The 14,917-nt window shown below is 70.3% G+C and carries 15 protein-coding genes and 1 pseudogene; 9 read left to right on the top strand and 7 right to left on the bottom strand.

Annotation, left to right across the window (positions count from 1 at the left end; translation table 11 throughout):
• Nucleotides 1-497: 497 nt before the first annotated feature.
• Nucleotides 498-1,409: an EamA family transporter gene (locus CXP56_RS01830; protein ID WP_028848018.1), complete on the bottom strand. Its 912-nt coding sequence runs from the start codon at nucleotides 1,407-1,409 to the stop codon at nucleotides 498-500.
• A gap of 51 nt (nucleotides 1,410-1,460) precedes the next feature.
• Here CXP56_RS01830 and CXP56_RS01825 point away from each other — a divergent pair, with 51 nt between their 5' ends.
• The gene (locus CXP56_RS01825; RefSeq protein ID WP_038045068.1) at nucleotides 1,461-1,958 is read left to right on the top strand and encodes a MarR family winged helix-turn-helix transcriptional regulator; all 498 of its coding nucleotides are present in this window, start codon (nucleotides 1,461-1,463) and stop codon (nucleotides 1,956-1,958) included.
• Between the two features lie 16 nt (nucleotides 1,959-1,974).
• Here CXP56_RS01825 and CXP56_RS01820 read toward each other — a convergent pair whose 3' ends face one another.
• Together CXP56_RS01820 and CXP56_RS01815 are read right to left on the bottom strand one after the other, a co-directional pair.
• Nucleotides 1,975-3,261: an ArsB/NhaD family transporter gene (locus CXP56_RS01820; protein WP_286899376.1), complete on the bottom strand. Its 1,287-nt coding sequence runs from the start codon at nucleotides 3,259-3,261 to the stop codon at nucleotides 1,975-1,977.
• On the bottom strand, nucleotides 3,258-3,740 hold the full coding sequence (locus tag CXP56_RS01815; protein ID WP_028848021.1) for a CBS domain-containing protein: 483 nt from the start codon (nucleotides 3,738-3,740) through the stop codon (nucleotides 3,258-3,260). The genes CXP56_RS01820 and CXP56_RS01815 overlap by 4 nt, the downstream gene beginning before the upstream one ends.
• 251 nt (nucleotides 3,741-3,991) lie before the next feature.
• Between CXP56_RS01815 and CXP56_RS01810 the strand changes: the two genes are divergently transcribed.
• Nucleotides 3,992-4,948 carry a HAMP domain-containing sensor histidine kinase gene (locus CXP56_RS01810; RefSeq protein WP_286899373.1) on the top strand — a complete coding sequence of 319 codons (957 nt, stop codon included), beginning with the start codon at nucleotides 3,992-3,994 and terminating at the stop codon, nucleotides 4,946-4,948.
• A gap of 8 nt (nucleotides 4,949-4,956) precedes the next feature.
• Entirely contained in the window at nucleotides 4,957-5,601 is a 645-nt protein-coding gene (locus CXP56_RS01805) for a response regulator (RefSeq protein WP_286899371.1), read from the top strand.
• A gap of 7 nt (nucleotides 5,602-5,608) precedes the next feature.
• Here the strand turns inward: CXP56_RS01805 and metX are convergent, their stop codons facing one another.
• The 4 genes from metX to CXP56_RS01785 all read right to left on the bottom strand — a co-directional run bounded on the left by metX (nucleotide 5,609) and on the right by CXP56_RS01785 (nucleotide 8,973).
• A complete protein-coding gene (gene metX, locus CXP56_RS01800; protein ID WP_028848024.1) occupies nucleotides 5,609-6,748 on the bottom strand; it encodes a homoserine O-acetyltransferase MetX in 1,140 nt (379 codons plus the stop codon).
• Nucleotides 6,745-8,043, bottom strand: coding sequence for a bifunctional o-acetylhomoserine/o-acetylserine sulfhydrylase (locus CXP56_RS01795; RefSeq protein WP_028848025.1), 1,299 nt, complete (start codon nucleotides 8,041-8,043; stop codon nucleotides 6,745-6,747). Before CXP56_RS01795 ends, metX begins: the two co-directional genes overlap by 4 nt.
• Nucleotides 8,044-8,220: 177 nt before the next feature.
• Entirely contained in the window at nucleotides 8,221-8,658 is a 438-nt protein-coding gene (locus CXP56_RS01790; RefSeq protein ID WP_286899366.1) for a hypothetical protein, read from the bottom strand.
• A gap of 60 nt (nucleotides 8,659-8,718) precedes the next feature.
• Nucleotides 8,719-8,973, bottom strand: a complete 255-nt coding sequence (locus CXP56_RS01785) for a DUF2631 domain-containing protein (RefSeq protein WP_028848026.1) — start codon at nucleotides 8,971-8,973, stop codon at nucleotides 8,719-8,721.
• A 142-nt stretch (nucleotides 8,974-9,115) separates the two neighbouring features.
• Between CXP56_RS01785 and dxr the strand changes: the two genes are divergently transcribed.
• The 6 genes and pseudogenes from dxr to CXP56_RS01755 form a co-directional block, all read left to right on the top strand.
• Nucleotides 9,116-10,288, top strand: coding sequence for a 1-deoxy-D-xylulose-5-phosphate reductoisomerase (gene dxr, locus CXP56_RS01780; protein ID WP_028848027.1), 1,173 nt, complete (start codon nucleotides 9,116-9,118; stop codon nucleotides 10,286-10,288).
• Between the two features lies 1 nt (nucleotide 10,289).
• A complete protein-coding gene (locus CXP56_RS01775) occupies nucleotides 10,290-11,528 on the top strand; it encodes a M50 family metallopeptidase (RefSeq protein WP_028848028.1) in 1,239 nt (412 codons plus the stop codon).
• Nucleotides 11,529-11,598: 70 nt separating this feature from the next.
• Nucleotides 11,599-12,756 carry a flavodoxin-dependent (E)-4-hydroxy-3-methylbut-2-enyl-diphosphate synthase gene (ispG, locus tag CXP56_RS01770; protein ID WP_028848029.1) on the top strand — a complete coding sequence of 386 codons (1,158 nt, stop codon included), beginning with the start codon at nucleotides 11,599-11,601 and terminating at the stop codon, nucleotides 12,754-12,756.
• A 485-nt stretch (nucleotides 12,757-13,241) separates the two neighbouring features.
• A complete protein-coding gene (locus CXP56_RS18960; protein WP_353744521.1) occupies nucleotides 13,242-13,532 on the top strand; it encodes a hypothetical protein in 291 nt (96 codons plus the stop codon).
• 181 nt (nucleotides 13,533-13,713) lie between these two features.
• On the top strand, nucleotides 13,714-14,568 hold the full coding sequence (locus tag CXP56_RS01760; RefSeq protein ID WP_286899360.1) for a GNAT family N-acetyltransferase: 855 nt from the start codon (nucleotides 13,714-13,716) through the stop codon (nucleotides 14,566-14,568).
• Between the two features lie 56 nt (nucleotides 14,569-14,624).
• Nucleotides 14,625-14,917, top strand: a pseudogene (locus CXP56_RS01755) (penicillin-binding transpeptidase domain-containing protein); the annotation flags it as partial.

The raw sequence follows: 14,917 nt of genomic DNA, 5'->3' as shown, positions 1-14,917 counted from the left end.
GGCGGTTGGCTGGTTGGTGGGCAGTGCAGCGGTCAGCTGGCGGTGGTGGACCCGGTCGTTGAGCGGTGCCCATTGTCGGGGCGCCGCTGGGGAGCAGTCGGCTGGTCTGCGGGCAGTGGGGCGCGATGTGGTAGCCCTGCCGCCGAAGGGTGATCCCTTGTCGGAGGTGCCCCTGTGGCGGGGGTCAAGCAGCTGGCTGGTGGACTGAAAGCGATGCGCAATGTGCTGGCTGCGGTCGGCCGTCGTTGAGGGTCGGCCCGTTGTCTGGACACGGGTGGGGAGCGAGCGGCTGGTCAGCAGCGAGACGCGATGCGGTGGCTGTGGTCGGCCGTCGTTGAGCGGTGGCCCGCTCTCAGGGCGCCGCTGGGGTGGGCAGCTGGCTGGTCGGTCGGCAGCGAACCCGTGAGTCAGCGGTGGCCGGCCCGGTCGGTGACTGGCGATCCGCGTCGGGGCGCCGCAGGCGTGAGCAGTGGCCGGCCATCGCGGAGCAGGGGACGTCAGCCGGCGGTGGCCGGCTCGGCCGCGGTGCGACGATCCGCTCGCTGGGGCCGCCTCGGCCGCTGACCGGCGATCCGCTGACTGAACAGCAGCCCCACGACGATGAGAACCAACCCCACGACCTGCCGCACGCTGAGCATCTCCCCGGCGATCGCCGTACCCAGCAGCACGCCGGTCGCCGGATTGAGCAGGCCGATGAGTCCCACCGACGAGGCAGGCAGGTGCGCAAGACCGCTGAACCACGCCGCATAGGCGATGGCGGTGGCCACCACGGCGATGTAGACGTAACCGGCGATCGCCGCACCGTCGAGCGGCGGCAGCCATCCTTCGACGGCGACGGCCACCGGCGTCAGCAGCAGTCCGCCCGCCACCAACTGCCACGCCGTCGAGGTCAGCACGTCGACTTCGCCGTTCCACCGTTTGGCCAGGATGTAGCCGAGTGACGACATCAGCATCGCCGCGGCCGAGGCCGCCACCCCGGCCGGATCGACGTCGGTGACCGCGGTGAACACCATCAGGCACGCGCCGCTGATCCCGATCGCGGCCCCGGCCAGCGCCCTGGCCGTCGGCCGTTCCGCGGCAAGGGGCCAGGCCAGCAGCAACAGAACCGCGGGCGAGAGCGCCATGATGGTCGACGCGAGGCTGCTGGGCAGCGACTGCGCCGCGATGTAGATCAAGACCATGAACGCGCCGACGTTGAGCGTGCCGAGCACCAGCGATTTCCACCACCACGACCCGCGTGGCCTCCCGGGTCGCAGGGCGAGCAGGATGAGACCACCGGGGAGGGCGCGCAGCATCGCGCCGAGGAGCGGATGGTTGGGAGGAATGTACTCGTGGGCGACGAAGTACGTGGAGCCCCACGCGATCGGGGCGATGGCGGTGACGAGGCTCCAGCGCACGGTATTTTCCACGGAAACCAGAGTAGCTTCCAAGGAAACTATCCCGCAGGCGCCTCTCGTCCGATGGACCACGTGGCGCGTATCCAGGCGGCTTGGGCTCGCGTCCGGCCGGACCTGGACGTCACCCCGATCGGTGTCATCGGCCGCTTGCACCGGGTCGGGATCCTGCTGACCGAGCAGCTCAAGGTGATCTACCGGCGATTCGGGCTCAGCGAGGGGGAGTTCGACGTGCTGGCCACGCTCCGTCGGGCGGGGGAGCCGTTCGAGCGCGCGCCCGGTGAGATCGCCGCGCACACCATGGTCACCACCAGCGCGGTGACCAAACGCATCGACCGCCTGGAGCGCGCCGGGCTGGTGACCCGCAGGCGCAGCGCCAAGGACGGCCGGGGCCGCGTCGTGGCACTGACCCCGGCGGGCCGCGACCTCATCGACCGCGCGTTCGTCGAACACGTCCGCAACGAGCAGCGGCTGCTGGCGGACCTCACCCCCGAGCAGGTCACCCAGCTGGAAAGGCTGCTCACCATCTGGCTGGAGAAGCTGGAACCGCCGCGCCCCGGCTGACGGCAGGCACCCGGCACTACGCGAAGTACCGCAACCAGACGTACAGCCACGCCAGCGCGGTGCTCCAGATGGTGACGATGATCCCGTACTTGGTGAACTGCCAGAAGCTGATCGGATGACCGCTTCGGGCGGCGATGCCGATAGCCACCACGTTCGCGCTCGCCGCGACCGCTGTGCCGTTGCCGCCGAAATCCGCCCCGAGTGCGAACGCCCACCACAACGCGTCGCTGATGGCCGGATCCGCGATGCCGTCGGTGATGCCCTGCACGATCGGCGCGAGCGTCGCCACGTACGGGATGTTGTCGAAGAACGCGCCGAACACCGCCGAGCCGAACAGCAGGCTTGTGGCAGCCAGCAAATAGTTGTCACCGAAGGCGGTGGCGGTGAACTCGCCGACGGCACCGATGACTCCGGTGTGCACCAGGCCGGCCACCATCACGAACAGCCCGAAGAAGAAGATCAGCGTGGGCCACTCGACCTCCTCGAGCACGTCGTTGACGTCCGCGTTGGTCACCAGCAGCATCAGGCCGGCGCCGACGAGCGCCACGATCGCCGGGTCCAGGCCGATCACCGTCTGCAGGCAGAAGCCCACCACCACCAGGGCGAACACCGCCAGGCAGCGGCGCAGCATGGCCATGTCGGTGATCGCCCGCCGTTCGTTCAGCGCCATCACCGCCGCCACCCGCTCCGGGTGGTACTCGAACGACTTGCGGAACAGCACCCGGGTGAGTAGCACGAACGCGGCGAAGATGGCCACCACGACGGGCGCCATGTGCACCAGGAAGTCGTTGAAGGTCAGCCCGGCTCGGCTGCCGATAATGATGTTCGGCGGGTCACCGATCAGCGTGGCCGCACCGCCGATGTTGGAGGCCAGGATCTCCGCGATCAGATAGGGCTGCGGCGAGATGCGCAGCCGGTTGCACACCACCACGGTCACCGGCGCGACCAGCATGATGGTGGTGACGTTGTCCAGGAACGGCGAGCCGACGGCCGTGATCAGCATCAGCATGACCATCAGCCGGTACGGCTTGCCGCGGGACTTCTTCGCCGCCCAGATCGCCAAGTAGTCGAACAGACCCGTCTGCTTGACGATCCCGACGATGACCATCATCCCGAACAGCAGGAAGATGACGTTCCAGTCGACGCCTTCGTGCTCGGAGAAGAAGACCTCGGAGCCCGGGATGAGACCGAGCACGGCCATCAGGCCTGCCGCGATCAGGACGACCTTGACCTTGTTGATCTTCTCGGTCGCGATGAAGACATAGGCGACGACGAAAATGGTGAGTGCCGCGACGGCACTCATTGGGCCGCTCCCGTTCCGCCGACCTCGTCCGGCCCGAAAACGGCGAGGCTGGTGATGAGCCGCTCCAAGGTGATGCCGCCGGTCAGCCTGCCGTGCGAGTCGACGACCGCGACCAGCGGGCTGTGCGCACGCGCCATCAGCGCGGCGACTTCCAGCAGGGTGGCATCGGCGCGCACGGTGATCGGTTTCGGCGCAGGCTTGGGGATGCAGTCACCGACCGTGCGCTCGCCGAGCTCCATCCAGAACTGATCGGCGTGTTCCTCGTCGATGGTCCTGGTCAGGGCCGGGTCCTCCTGGAACGCGTCGGGCACGGCCAGCCGCAGCACCTGGGTGCCGGGCAGCACGAACGACGGGCGCTTCTTGTCGTCCACCACGACCAGGCCGGGCAGCCTGCGCACGGCCATCAGCCGGACGGCACGCGAAACGACGTCGTCCACGGTCACGGTGGGTACGTTCTGGGCGATGTCGCCAGCCTGCATGCGGGGTCTTCCGTCCGTTGCTCGTCACGGGCATCCCGGGGCAGCGTGCCGCCCGGGATCCCATTCAATCGTTAGCTGGGCGAAAGGTGTATCGGTGAGAGCACCCATACCCGTTCGGGTAAATCATGTATATCGGGCGCCGCCGGCCAGCGCAGGACGCGGGTCGCGCGCCGGCCAAACTGGGTGTCGCCCCGGATGGACAGCCGCCGAGCCACCGGCGAAGCTCGGCTTGACACCAAGGAGGGCCGCCCATGTCCCTGTTCGGGCGGATATTCCTGCTCAACGCGATCGTGCTGGTGGTGGCCGGTGCCGCGCTCCTGCTCGGACCCGTCACTGTATCCACACCCGTGCTGCTGACGGAAGTCCTGATCGTCGGAACCGGGGTGGCCGCGGTGCTGGTGGCGAACGCGCTGCTGATCAAGTTCGGCCTGGCGCCGCTGGACCGGCTGACCAGGGCGATGCGCACCGCCGACCTGCTCAAGCCGGTGCCGCGGTTGCCTGCCCGTGGCCGCGGTGAGGTCGCCGAGCTGATCCGCACCTTCAACGCGATGCTGGACCGGCTGGAGGCCGAGCGCGGGTTCAGCGCCGCCCGGGCGCTGTCGGCGCAGGAGGCCGAGCGGCGGCGGGTCGCCCAGGAGCTGCACGACGAGGTCGGCCAGACGCTGACCGCGGTCCTGCTGGAACTCAAACGAGTGGCCGACCACGCCGACGACGAGGTGCGCAAAGAGCTGCACCAGGTGCAGGAGACCACCCGCGCGAGCCTGGACGAGATTCGCCGCATCGCGCGTCGGCTCCGCCCCGGCGTGCTGGAGGAACTGGGGTTGACCAGCGCACTGAAGGCCTTGGCGTCGGAGTCGTCCGACCGGGCCGGACTCACCGTGCGGCACCGCATCGACCCGGACATCCCGCCGCTGGACCCGCAGGTCGAGCTGGTGATCTACCGCGTCGCACAGGAAGCGCTCACCAACACCACGCGGCACGCCAGGGCCACCCGCGCCGAACTGCACCTGCACGTGGAGAATTCCGCGGTCGTGCTGCGGGTACGCGACAACGGCCGTGGGATCGGCGACAGCGCCGAAGGAGCAGGCATCAGCGGCATGCGGGAACGCGCGCTGTTGATCGGCGCGCAGCTGCAGCTGGCCTCGCCGCCGGGCGGCGGCACCGAGGTGTGTCTGAGCGTCCCTGTCCGAGAACCGGAGCGCAGGTGATCACCACGATGTCGAAGATTCGCATCCTGCTGGCCGACGACCACCAGCTGGTGCGTCGCGGGGTGCGGCTGATCCTGGACGGCGAGCCGGATCTCACGGTGATCGCCGAAGCGGGCGACGGCGCGGAGGCGCTGGCCAAAGCCAAGCAGGAGCCCCCGGACCTGGCGATCCTGGACATCGCGATGCCGCGGATGACCGGCCTGCAGACCGCGCGCGAGCTGTCCCGGCAGTTCCCGGACATCCGCATCCTGATGCTGACCATGTACGACAACGAGCAGTACCTGTTCGAAGCGCTCAAGGCGGGGGCGTCGGGGTACGTGCTCAAGTCGGTCGCCGACCGGGACCTGGTGGAAGCCTGCCGGGCGGCCATGCGGGGCGAGCCGTTCCTGTATCCCGGGGCGGTCACCACGCTGATCCGCAGCTACCTGGAACGGGTGGGGGATGACGAGCCGCCCAGGGTGATCACCGAACGCGAGGAGGAAGTGCTCAAGCTGGTCGCGGAGGGCCACTCGTCGCGGGACATCGCCGCGATGCTGCACATCAGCGTCAAGACGGTCGAGCGGCACCGGGCGAACCTGCTGCAGAAGCTCGGGCTGCGCGACCGGCTCGAGCTGACCAGGTACGCCATCCGGGCCGGGCTCATCGAGCCGTGACGCGGCCTCAGCCCAGCAGGTCCTTGATCAACGTGGCGACCTCGTCGATCTCGATGAGGAACGAGTCGTGCCCGTACGGCGACGAGATCACCCTGGCCGGGCCGGAGGTCGGAATGCCGTCGGCGAGCTCGTGCGACTGGTACAGCGGGTACAGCCGGTCGCTGTCGAAGCCCGCGACGATGGTTCGCGCCGTGACGCGTTGCAGCGCCTCTTTGACACCACCACGGTCACGCCCCACGTCGTGCAGGTTCATGGCGCGCGTCAGCACCACGTAGCTGCCCGCGTCGAACCGCCGGACGAGCTTGTTCGCGTGGTGATCGAGATAGGACTCCACGGCGAACCGGCCGCCGGCGAACGGGTCCTCGTCGCCCTGGGGCGAGCGGCCGAAGCGCACCGCCAGCTCCTGCTCGCTGCGGTAGGACAAATGCGCGATGCGCCGGGCGATGCCCAGCCCGGCGTGCGGACCGCCACCCGGCGGTGCGTCGTAGTAGTCGCCTCCCCGCCACTGTGGGTCGGACAGGATGGCGTGGATCTGCGGGCTCGCCCAGGCGATCTGCTCGGCGGACGCGGCGGCCGGGCACGCCAGCAGCAACAGAGAAGCCACCCGCTCGGGGTAGCTCACCGCCCACTCCAGCGCCCGCATGCCACCCATCGAGCCGCCGATCACCGCGGCCCAGCGTTCGATGCCGAGGTGGTCGGCCAGCGCCGTCTCGGCGTTCACCTGGTCGCGAATGGTGATCTGGGGGAACCGGGATCCCCACGGCCGCCCGTCGGGAGCCGGTGAGGCCGGCCCGGTCGACCCCTGGCAGCCGCCGAGCACGTTCGGGGCCACGACGAAGTACTCGTCGGTGTCCAGGGCATGACCCGGGCCGATCAGGCCGTCCCACCATCCTGGGGTGGGGTGGCCTGGCCCGGCTGGCCCGGCGACATGGCTGTCACCGGTCAGCGCGTGCTCGACCAGCACGGCGTTGGAGCCGTCCGCGTTGAGCTTGCCCCACGTCTCGTAGGCGAGCTGGTACTCGGGCAGGCAACGGCCCGTCTCCAGACGCAGTGGCTTGTCGTGCCGGAAGAACGACCGGCGACCGGGCGGATCCCCTGCCCGCCACGCACCGGTGACGGGCAGGGGATCGGTGTCCGCTGACGTCACAGCGCCGCCTTGGCGGCCCGGAAACCGGCCTCCAGGTCCGCCTTGAGGTCCTCGATGCCTTCCAGGCCGACCGACAGCCGCACCAGGCCCGGCGTCACGCCGCTGGACAGCTGCTCCTCCGGGGACAGCTGGCTGTGTGTGGTGCTGGCCGGGTGCACGATCAGGCTGCGCACGTCACCGATGTTGACCAGCTGGCTGTGCAGCTCGGTGCCGTCCACGAAGGCCCGGCCCGCCTCGGCGCCGCCGCGCAGCTCGAACGACACCACGGCGCCTGCGCCCTTGGGCAGGTACTTCTGCGCGGCCGCGTAGAACGGGCTGGACTTCAGGCCCGCGTAGTACACCCGCTCCACCTCGTCGCGCTGCTCCAGCCACTCGGCAAGAGCCTGGGCGTTGGCCACGTGCCGCTCCATCCGCAGCGACAGCGTCTCGATGCCCTGCAGGATGAGGAACGCGTTCAGCGGGGCGATCGCAGGCCCGGTGTCCCGCAGCAGCTGCACCCTGGCCTTGGCGGCGTACGCGCCGGGGCCCAGCGCCTCCCAGTACTTCAGGCCGTGGTAGCTGGGGTCGGGCTCGTTGAAGCCGGGGAAGCGCTCCGGGTCGGCACCGAAGTCGAACGTCCCGCCGTCGACCAGCACACCCGCGATGGTGGTGCCGTGCCCGCCGAGGAACTTGGTCGCCGAGTGCACTACCACGTCGGCACCGTGCTCGATCGGCCGCAGCAGGTACGGCGTCGGCACCGTGTTGTCCACGATCAGCGGGACGCCGACCTCGTGCGCGACGTCGGCCACGGCCCGCACGTCCAACACGTTGCCGCCCGGGTTGGCCAGCGTCTCGGCGAAGAACGCCTTCGTGTTGGGGCGGGCGGCGGCGCGCCACGCGTCCAGGTCGTCCTGGTCGTCGATGAAGGTGACCTCGACACCGAGCTTCGGCAGCGTGTAGTGGAACAGGTTGTAGGTGCCGCCGTACAGCGAGGGGCTGGACACGATGTGGTCGCCGGCGCTCGCGACGTTGAGGATCGCCGCCGTGGTGGCCGCCGACCCGGACGCGAACGCCAGCGCGGCCACGCCGCCCTCGAGCGCGGCGATCCGCTTCTCGAGCACGTCCTGCGTCGGGTTCATGATCCGGGTGTAGATGTTGCCCGGTTCGGCCAGGCTGAACAGATCCTCGCCGTGCTTGGTGTCGCGGAAGACGTACGACGTCGTCTGATAGATCGGAGTTGCCCGCGCGCCCGTGGTCGGGTCGGGCTCCGCACCTGCGTGGATCTGCTTGGTCTCGAACGACCAACCGTCGGACATTCGGCGTCTCCTCCAGTCGTGGCTGCAACTGGCGTCGACGCTAACGGCCGTTGCGCCCAGCACCTACCGCGTCCACGATGCGAGAAGCTATTTCCATCATTCGGGCGACCCGGGTCCGAGCGGTGCACGACTGGTCCGCATGGCGGGACAGCAAGCGAGTCAGGGCAGGCCGGCAGATCAGCCCGGCACGTCGGCCGGGGTCGCTTCGTGACCCGGTTCGCCCGGCGTGGGCCGGTGCGCTTTCAGCTGGGCCTCGTGCAGGTGGGTGTGGCCGTTGGTGAGCTTGCGGGCCTCCCGCTCGAACTCCCGGAACGGCTGGTAGTACGTCTCGTCGTAGTCCTCGACCACCTGGAAGGTCCACCGGCCCGGCAGCACGTTGCGGCCGACCAGCTCCCGCCGCAGGCGTTCGGCCAGCGCGGTGTGGCCGGCCTCGGCCAGCTCCTCGACGGCCTCGCCGACCTTGAAGTCGGCCGATCCGGTCAGCTGGTGGAACGCATACAGGTGCCCGCGGGCGACCTCCACGGTCTCGAGTGCTTCGGTGAGCTTCCCCACCGCGGACACGGTCCGCTCGTCGAGGCCGTCGGGCAGGGAATCGCTCAGGCGTGGATCAGTCATGCCTGGCCGGATACCCGCTGGCCCGGGGTTCGATACGCAGGCCAGGCACTGCGCAGGCGGCTACCGGCGCCAGGAGGTGCGCCGCCTGCGCAGGTCGAAGACCAGCAGGCCCGCGGTGATCGCGGCCAGGCCGACCAGATAGACGTCCTCCACCCGGCCGGTGTGGTTGCCGATCAGCATCAGCAGCAGCACGGCGACGATGGCCCAGCCCATCACCTGCACCAGGTTCGGGAAGCTGCCGTGCCACCCCCACTCGGCCGACGGCTCGTCCGCCGGGCTGACGTTGGACCTGGTCTCGAGTTCCTGTCCAGCCACCGGTGCTCCTCCTGCGTCCACCGCCCGTCGTGCGGGCGCTTTCCGCCCGAATGATCGCACACCGGGCGCCGGGGGTGTGCCCGGCGTCGGCCAGAATGAAGCGGTGACCACACACGGTGAGGACGGCCGCCGCAGCGTGCTGGTGCTCGGCTCCACCGGGTCGATCGGGACCCAGGCGCTGGAGGTCGTCGCGGCCAACCGGGACCGGTTCCGCGCGATCGGCCTGGCGGCGGGTGGCAGCAACCCGCGGTTGCTGGCCCGGCAAGCCGTCGAACACGGGGTGGAAGCGGTCGCCGTGGTCCGTCCCGCCGCGGTGGAGGAGGTGCGGCAGGCGCTGGCCGCCGAAGCAGAGCGGCGCCGGCCCGTCGCCGGGCAGGTGCGATTGCCGCGGGTCTTCGCCGGCGCGGACGCGTGCACGGAACTGATCGACGCCGTCCGCGCGGACGTCGTGCTCAACGCGGTGACCGGATCGCTGGGGCTGGCGTCGACGTTGAAGGCGCTGGAGACCGGGGCGACGCTGGCGCTGGCGAACAAGGAGTCGTTGATCGCGGGCGGGTCGCTGGTGCTGTCCGCCGCTCGCCCCGGCCAGATCGTGCCGGTCGACTCGGAGCACTCGGCGCTGGCGCAGGCGCTGCGGGGTGGCCGCCGCGAGGAAGTCGATGCGCTGGTGCTGACCGCTTCCGGCGGCCCGTTCCGCGGCCGCACCAGGGCGGAGCTGGCCGACGTCACGGTCGAGGAGGCCATGGCCCACCCCACGTGGGACATGGGCCCGGTGATCACCGTGAACTCCGCGACGCTGGTCAACAAGGGCCTCGAGCTGATCGAGGCGAAGTTGTTGTTCGACGTGCCCTACGACCGCATCGAGGTGGTGGTGCACCCGCAGTCGGTGGTGCACTCGATGGTGCGATTCGTGGACGGCTCGACGATCGCGCAAGCCAGCCCGCCGGACATGCGGTTGCCCATCGCGCTGGCGCTCGCGTGGCCGGAGCGGGTGCCCGGGGCGGCCGCCGCGTGCGACTGGAGCAAGGCCGCGACCTGGACTTTCGAGCCGCTGGACAACGATGCGTTCCCCGCCGTGGAGCTGGCCCGCGAGGCGGGCAAGATGGGCGGTTGCGTGCCCGCGGTGTACAACGCGGCCAACGAGGAGGCGGTGGCGGCCTTCCGGGCACAGAACGCCAGCTTCACGTCGATCGTGGACACTGTGTCGGAAGTGGTGAGCGCGGCCGACGAATGGCGGCGCGAGCCGCGGGACATCGAGGACGTGCTGGCGGCGGAACGGTGGGCTCGACGGCGAGCCAGAGGAAGGAACGCATAGCGTGGTCTACATCTTCGGCGTGATCCTGTTCGCGCTGGGTATCTGCGTCTCGATCGCTTTGCACGAGGCGGGGCACCTGGCCGCCGCGAAGATGTTCGGGATGAAGGTGCGGCGGTACTTCGTCGGCTTCGGGCCGCGGGTGTTCTCCTTCCGCCGGGGTGAGACCGAGTACGGCCTGAAGGCCGTGCCGCTGGGGGGCTTCTGCGACATCGCGGGCATGACCGCGCTGGACGAGGTCACGCCGGACGAAGCGCCGCGCGCGATGTGGCGCTACCCGGTGTGGAAGCGCACCGTGGTGCTGGCCGCCGGGTCGTTCACCCACTTCGTCCTCGGGTTCGTCGTGCTGTACCTGCTGGCGGTCAGCATGGGGCTGCCGAACCTCAACGGCACCCCGGAGCTGGCACAGGTCAGCTGCGCCAAGGACGCCACGACACCGGACGAGCTGCGCACCCTCACCTGCACCGCCGCCGACCGCGCGCCGGCCAAGGAAGCCGGGCTGCGGGAGGGCGACGTCATCGTCGCGGTGGACGGCAAGCCGGTGGACAACTACGGCGAGATCCAGGAGATCGTCCGCAAGCACACCGGGCCGCTGCAGCTGACCGTGGAGCGGGACGGCAGGCAGGTGCCGATCACCGTGGACGTGGTGCAGGTCAAGCGGCCCAAGTTCGACCCGGCGACCGGCAACCCGGTGGTGCGCGACGGCAAGCCGGAGCTGGAGTCGGTCGGCATGATCGGGGTCAGCTTCCCCCGCCAGTACGAATACGGCGCCTGGGAGGCGCTGCCCGCCGCGGTCGCGTTCACCGGCGACATGTTCGAAAAGACCTGGGAGGCGCTGCTGCGCTTCCCGGAGCGGATCCCCGCGGTGGTGGAGGCCATCTTCGGCGAGGAACGCGACCCGGACACCCCGGTCTCGGTGGTGGGCGCCAGCCGGATCGGCGGCGAGGCCGTCGAGGCGGGCCTGTGGGAGCTGTTCTTCCTGCTGCTGGCCAGCCTGAACTTCTTCGTCGGGGTGTTCAACCTGCTGCCGCTGCTGCCGTTGGACGGCGGGCACATCGCGGTGAGCTGGTACGAGAAGGTGCGGGACTGGCTGCGCAAGCTGCGCGGCAAGCCGGCAGGCGGCCCGGTCGACTACAGCAAGCTGTCCATGGTGACGATGGTCCTGGTCGTCCTCGGCGGCGCGGTGGTGCTGCTGACCGTCACCGCGGACATCGTCAACCCGATCCGGCTGTTCCCGAACTAGCCGCAACGGCCGGGGTGAGCTGGCTCCCCATCGCCGGTACCCGATCGGGGGCCGTCGGTATCGTGGGGGCGTGACCATCGACCTCGGAATGCCCGGCACGCCACCACCCGTGCTGGCGGAACGACGCAAGACGCGGCAGCTCATGGTCGGTTCGGTCGGCGTCGGCAGCGAGTACCCGGTGTCGGTGCAGTCGATGACGACCACGGTGACCGCCGACGTCAACGCCACGTTGCAGCAGATCGCCGAGCTGACCGCAGCCGGCTGCGACATCGTGCGGGTGGCCTGCCCGTCGGCCGACGACGCCGCGGCGCTGCCCGCGATCGCCCGCAAGTCGCAGATCCCGGTGATCGCCGACATCCACTTCCAGCCGAAGTACGTCTTCGCCGCCATCGAAGCCGGGTGCGCCGCGGTCCGGGTCAACCCGGGCAACATCAAGAAGTTCGACGACAAGGTCGCCGAGATCGCCCAGGCGGCCAAGGACCACGGCACGCCGATCCGCATCGGGGTCAACGCGGGCTCGCTGGACCCGCGGATCCTGCGCAAGTACGGCAAGGCCACCCCGGAAGCCCTGGCCGAGTCGGCGCTGTGGGAGGCGTCGCTGTTCGCCGAGCACGACTTCCACGACCTGAAGATCAGCGTCAAGCACCACGACCCGGTGGTGATGATCCGGGCCTACGAGATCCTGGCCGAGCAGTGCGACTACCCGCTGCACCTCGGCGTGACCGAGGCCGGCCCCGCGTTCCAGGGCACGATCAAGTCCGCGGTGGCGTTCGGCGCCCTGCTGCGGCAGGGGATCGGCGACACCATCCGCGTCTCGCTGTCCGCGCCTCCGGTCGAGGAGGTCAAGGTCGGGCAGCAGATCCTGCAGTCGCTGAACCTGCGGCCGCGCAAGTTGGAGATCGTCTCCTGCCCGTCGTGCGGCCGGGCCCAGGTGGACGTGTTCAAGCTGGCCGAGGAGGTCACCGCCGGGCTGGAGGGCCTGGAGGTCCCGCTGCGCGTGGCGGTGATGGGCTGTGTGGTGAACGGCCCCGGTGAGGCGCGCGAGGCCGACCTGGGCGTGGCCTCCGGCAACGGCAAGGGGCAGATCTTCGTCAAGGGCGAGGTCGTCAAGACGGTGCCCGAGCACAAGATCGTGGAAACCCTGCTCGAGGAGGCCATGCGCATCGCGGAGGAGGCCGCCGAGTCCGGCCGGGAAGGCACCGGATCCCCGGTCGTCACGGTCAGCTGACCGGTCGTCAGCCCGCGCCCGCCGTGCCGCCGAGGGGTGGGCAGTGAGTTCGTGATACCCCGGCAGCACCCGGCGGTGCGGCCGCACGTGTCGCGATACGTCGGATACCGGCAGGACGAGGTGACGGTGCGGGTCCATCGCGGCCTGCCGTCGCGGCATGTCTCGGTGGTGATCAGCCCTGCCTGCCCGATCCGCTTCCGCGCGCCCCAGGCGACCGTGCAAGCGGCGCTTGGTGCTGCACGTCGGCCCGGTGCCGATCGAGCAGGGCCGCTCGCAGTGCGGCGTCCAGCTCGAGATCGATTCGCTCGGGGCGCCCGCGCTGTTCGGGCTGTCCGGCGCGGAGTTGCCCGGTGAGCTGGCCGTTTTCCCCGAGCGGTTGCGGCAGGCTGCCACGTGGGCCGAGCGATTCGCCGTGCTTGAGGCGATGCTGACGGCCGTCCTCCAGCGGGCCGCGCCCGGCAGGCGCACGCCGTCACAGAGATCGCGTGGGCGTGGCGGCGAGCCTGATCCGGGGCGTCACCGAGCCGCCGTCACCCGAGATCGCGTGGGCGTGGCAGCGGCTGCAGAACGGGGCCGTGGTGGTCGGTGAGCTGGCCGAGGACGTCGGCTGGAGCGAGCGACGGTTCCGGGAACGCTTCCGGGCCGAGATCGGCCTGGCGCCCAAGCAGGCCGCGCGTGTACTGCGTTTCGAACGCGCGACGATGCTGCTCTGCAGGTCCGAGATGCCCTGGCGGAGCTGGCGGTGGCGTGCGGGTTCGACGACCAGGCGCACCTGACCAACGAGTGGCGCAGGCTGGCCGGTTGCACACCGGGCGCCTGGCTGGCCGATGAGGCACCGCAGCTGGCCGCGGAGTTGTCCGGCGCCGCTGCCCCGTTCTGGCGGTTTTGCCTGTTCGGCGGGGTCGTCAGCGGTGAAACGAGTGGGCGAAGGCCCGGAATGTCTGGCAGTCTGGACGAGTGCTGCGGTTGGCCGGAACCAGGGTGCTCAACGCGCGGGACGACGCCGCGATACGGGCCGCACTCGCCGCGGATCCGATCGTCAGCTGCATGGTGAGCTCGCGGGTCGAAGCAGTCGGCGTCGAACCGCGTCGGCTGGGCGGCGAACTGTGGACTCTGGACCGGCGCCCGCTGCGGTCCAGCCGGCTGGACGCGCTGTGCTTCTCCGGCCCGAACTTGATCCCGTTGCGCGGTGACCGGGCGGCGCTGCGGGCGTTCGCCGACCGGGCGCTGCGGCGGGCACGTCAGTGCTCGTCGCTGGTCGGCCCGGCCACCCTGGTCCTCGGCCTGTGGGAGGAACTGGCCATGGCATGGGGACCGGCCAGGGACGTACGCCCCTCGCAGCCGCTGATGGCCATCGAGACCCCGCCCGCGGTCGAGCCGGATCCGCACGTGCGCAGGGTGGTGCCCAGCGAACTGGACACCTACCTGCCCGCGGCCATCGCGATGTTCATCGAGGAGGTCGGGGTCGACCCGCGGCTCGGCGACGGCGGTGCGAGCTACCGGTCCCGGGTCGCCGAGCTGATCTCCGCCGGCCGCGCGTTCGCGCGGTTCGAGGACGGCGAGGTGGTCTTCAAGGCCGAGATCGGCGCGCTGTCGGCGACCGTGGGGCAGATCCAGGGCGTGTGGGTGCATCCGGAGTGGCGCGGACGCGGCCTGGGCACCGCGGGCACCGCGGCGGTGGTGCAGCACCTGGTCGACGACCTCGGCCGGATCGCCAGCTTGTACGTCAACTCCTACAACGCCCCGGCGCTCGCCGCGTACCGCAAAGTTGGCTTCCGGCAGGTGGGCGAGTTCGCCACGGTGCTGTTCTGAACCGTTCGGACACGGTGACCGGAACGACCGCCGGTCATCGGGCATACTCCACGCTCGTGATGCGACGCACCCTGTGCTTGGCCCTCGCCGCCGTACTGATCAGCTCGCTGACGGCGTGCGGATTGTTCTCCTCCGCCGGCGCGGAGGACGCCGCTCGCGCGTTCGCCGCCGCGTACGGCGACCCGGCAGCGGCCGCACGGTTGACCGATGCGCCGAAGGCGGCCGAAGCCGCACTCCGGCAGGCGAAACAAGCGCTGGATGCCGAGGACGTCCAGGTCGCCGTCGAGGACGTCACCGAGGCCGACGGAGCGGCCACCGCCGGCTTCACGGTGACCTGGAAACTGCCGGA

The organism is Thermocrispum sp. (genome assembly GCF_002919275.1).
GTDB classification, from domain to species: domain Bacteria; phylum Actinomycetota; class Actinomycetes; order Mycobacteriales; family Pseudonocardiaceae; genus Thermocrispum; species Thermocrispum agreste.
The sequence above is the reverse complement of the archived record's forward strand: the minus strand, read 5'-3'. Positions and strand labels throughout refer to the sequence as shown.

Bases quoted from the DNA above. Each gene is read 5' to 3' on its own strand.
- CXP56_RS01810 (WP_286899373.1), top strand. From the start codon at position 3,992: ATGTCCCTGTTCGGGCGGATATTCCTGCTCAACGCGATCGTGCTGGTG.
- CXP56_RS01825 (WP_038045068.1), top strand. From the start codon at position 1,461: ATGGACCACGTGGCGCGTATCCAGGCGGCTTGGGCTCGCGTCCGGCCG.
- CXP56_RS01805 (WP_286899371.1), top strand. From the start codon at position 4,957: ATGTCGAAGATTCGCATCCTGCTGGCCGACGACCACCAGCTGGTGCGT.
- CXP56_RS01795 (WP_028848025.1), bottom strand. From the start codon at position 8,043: ATGTCCGACGGTTGGTCGTTCGAGACCAAGCAGATCCACGCAGGTGCG.
- CXP56_RS01815 (WP_028848021.1), bottom strand. From the start codon at position 3,740: ATGCAGGCTGGCGACATCGCCCAGAACGTACCCACCGTGACCGTGGAC.
- CXP56_RS01820 (WP_286899376.1), bottom strand. From the start codon at position 3,261: ATGAGTGCCGTCGCGGCACTCACCATTTTCGTCGTCGCCTATGTCTTC.
- CXP56_RS01790 (WP_286899366.1), bottom strand. From the start codon at position 8,658: ATGACTGATCCACGCCTGAGCGATTCCCTGCCCGACGGCCTCGACGAG.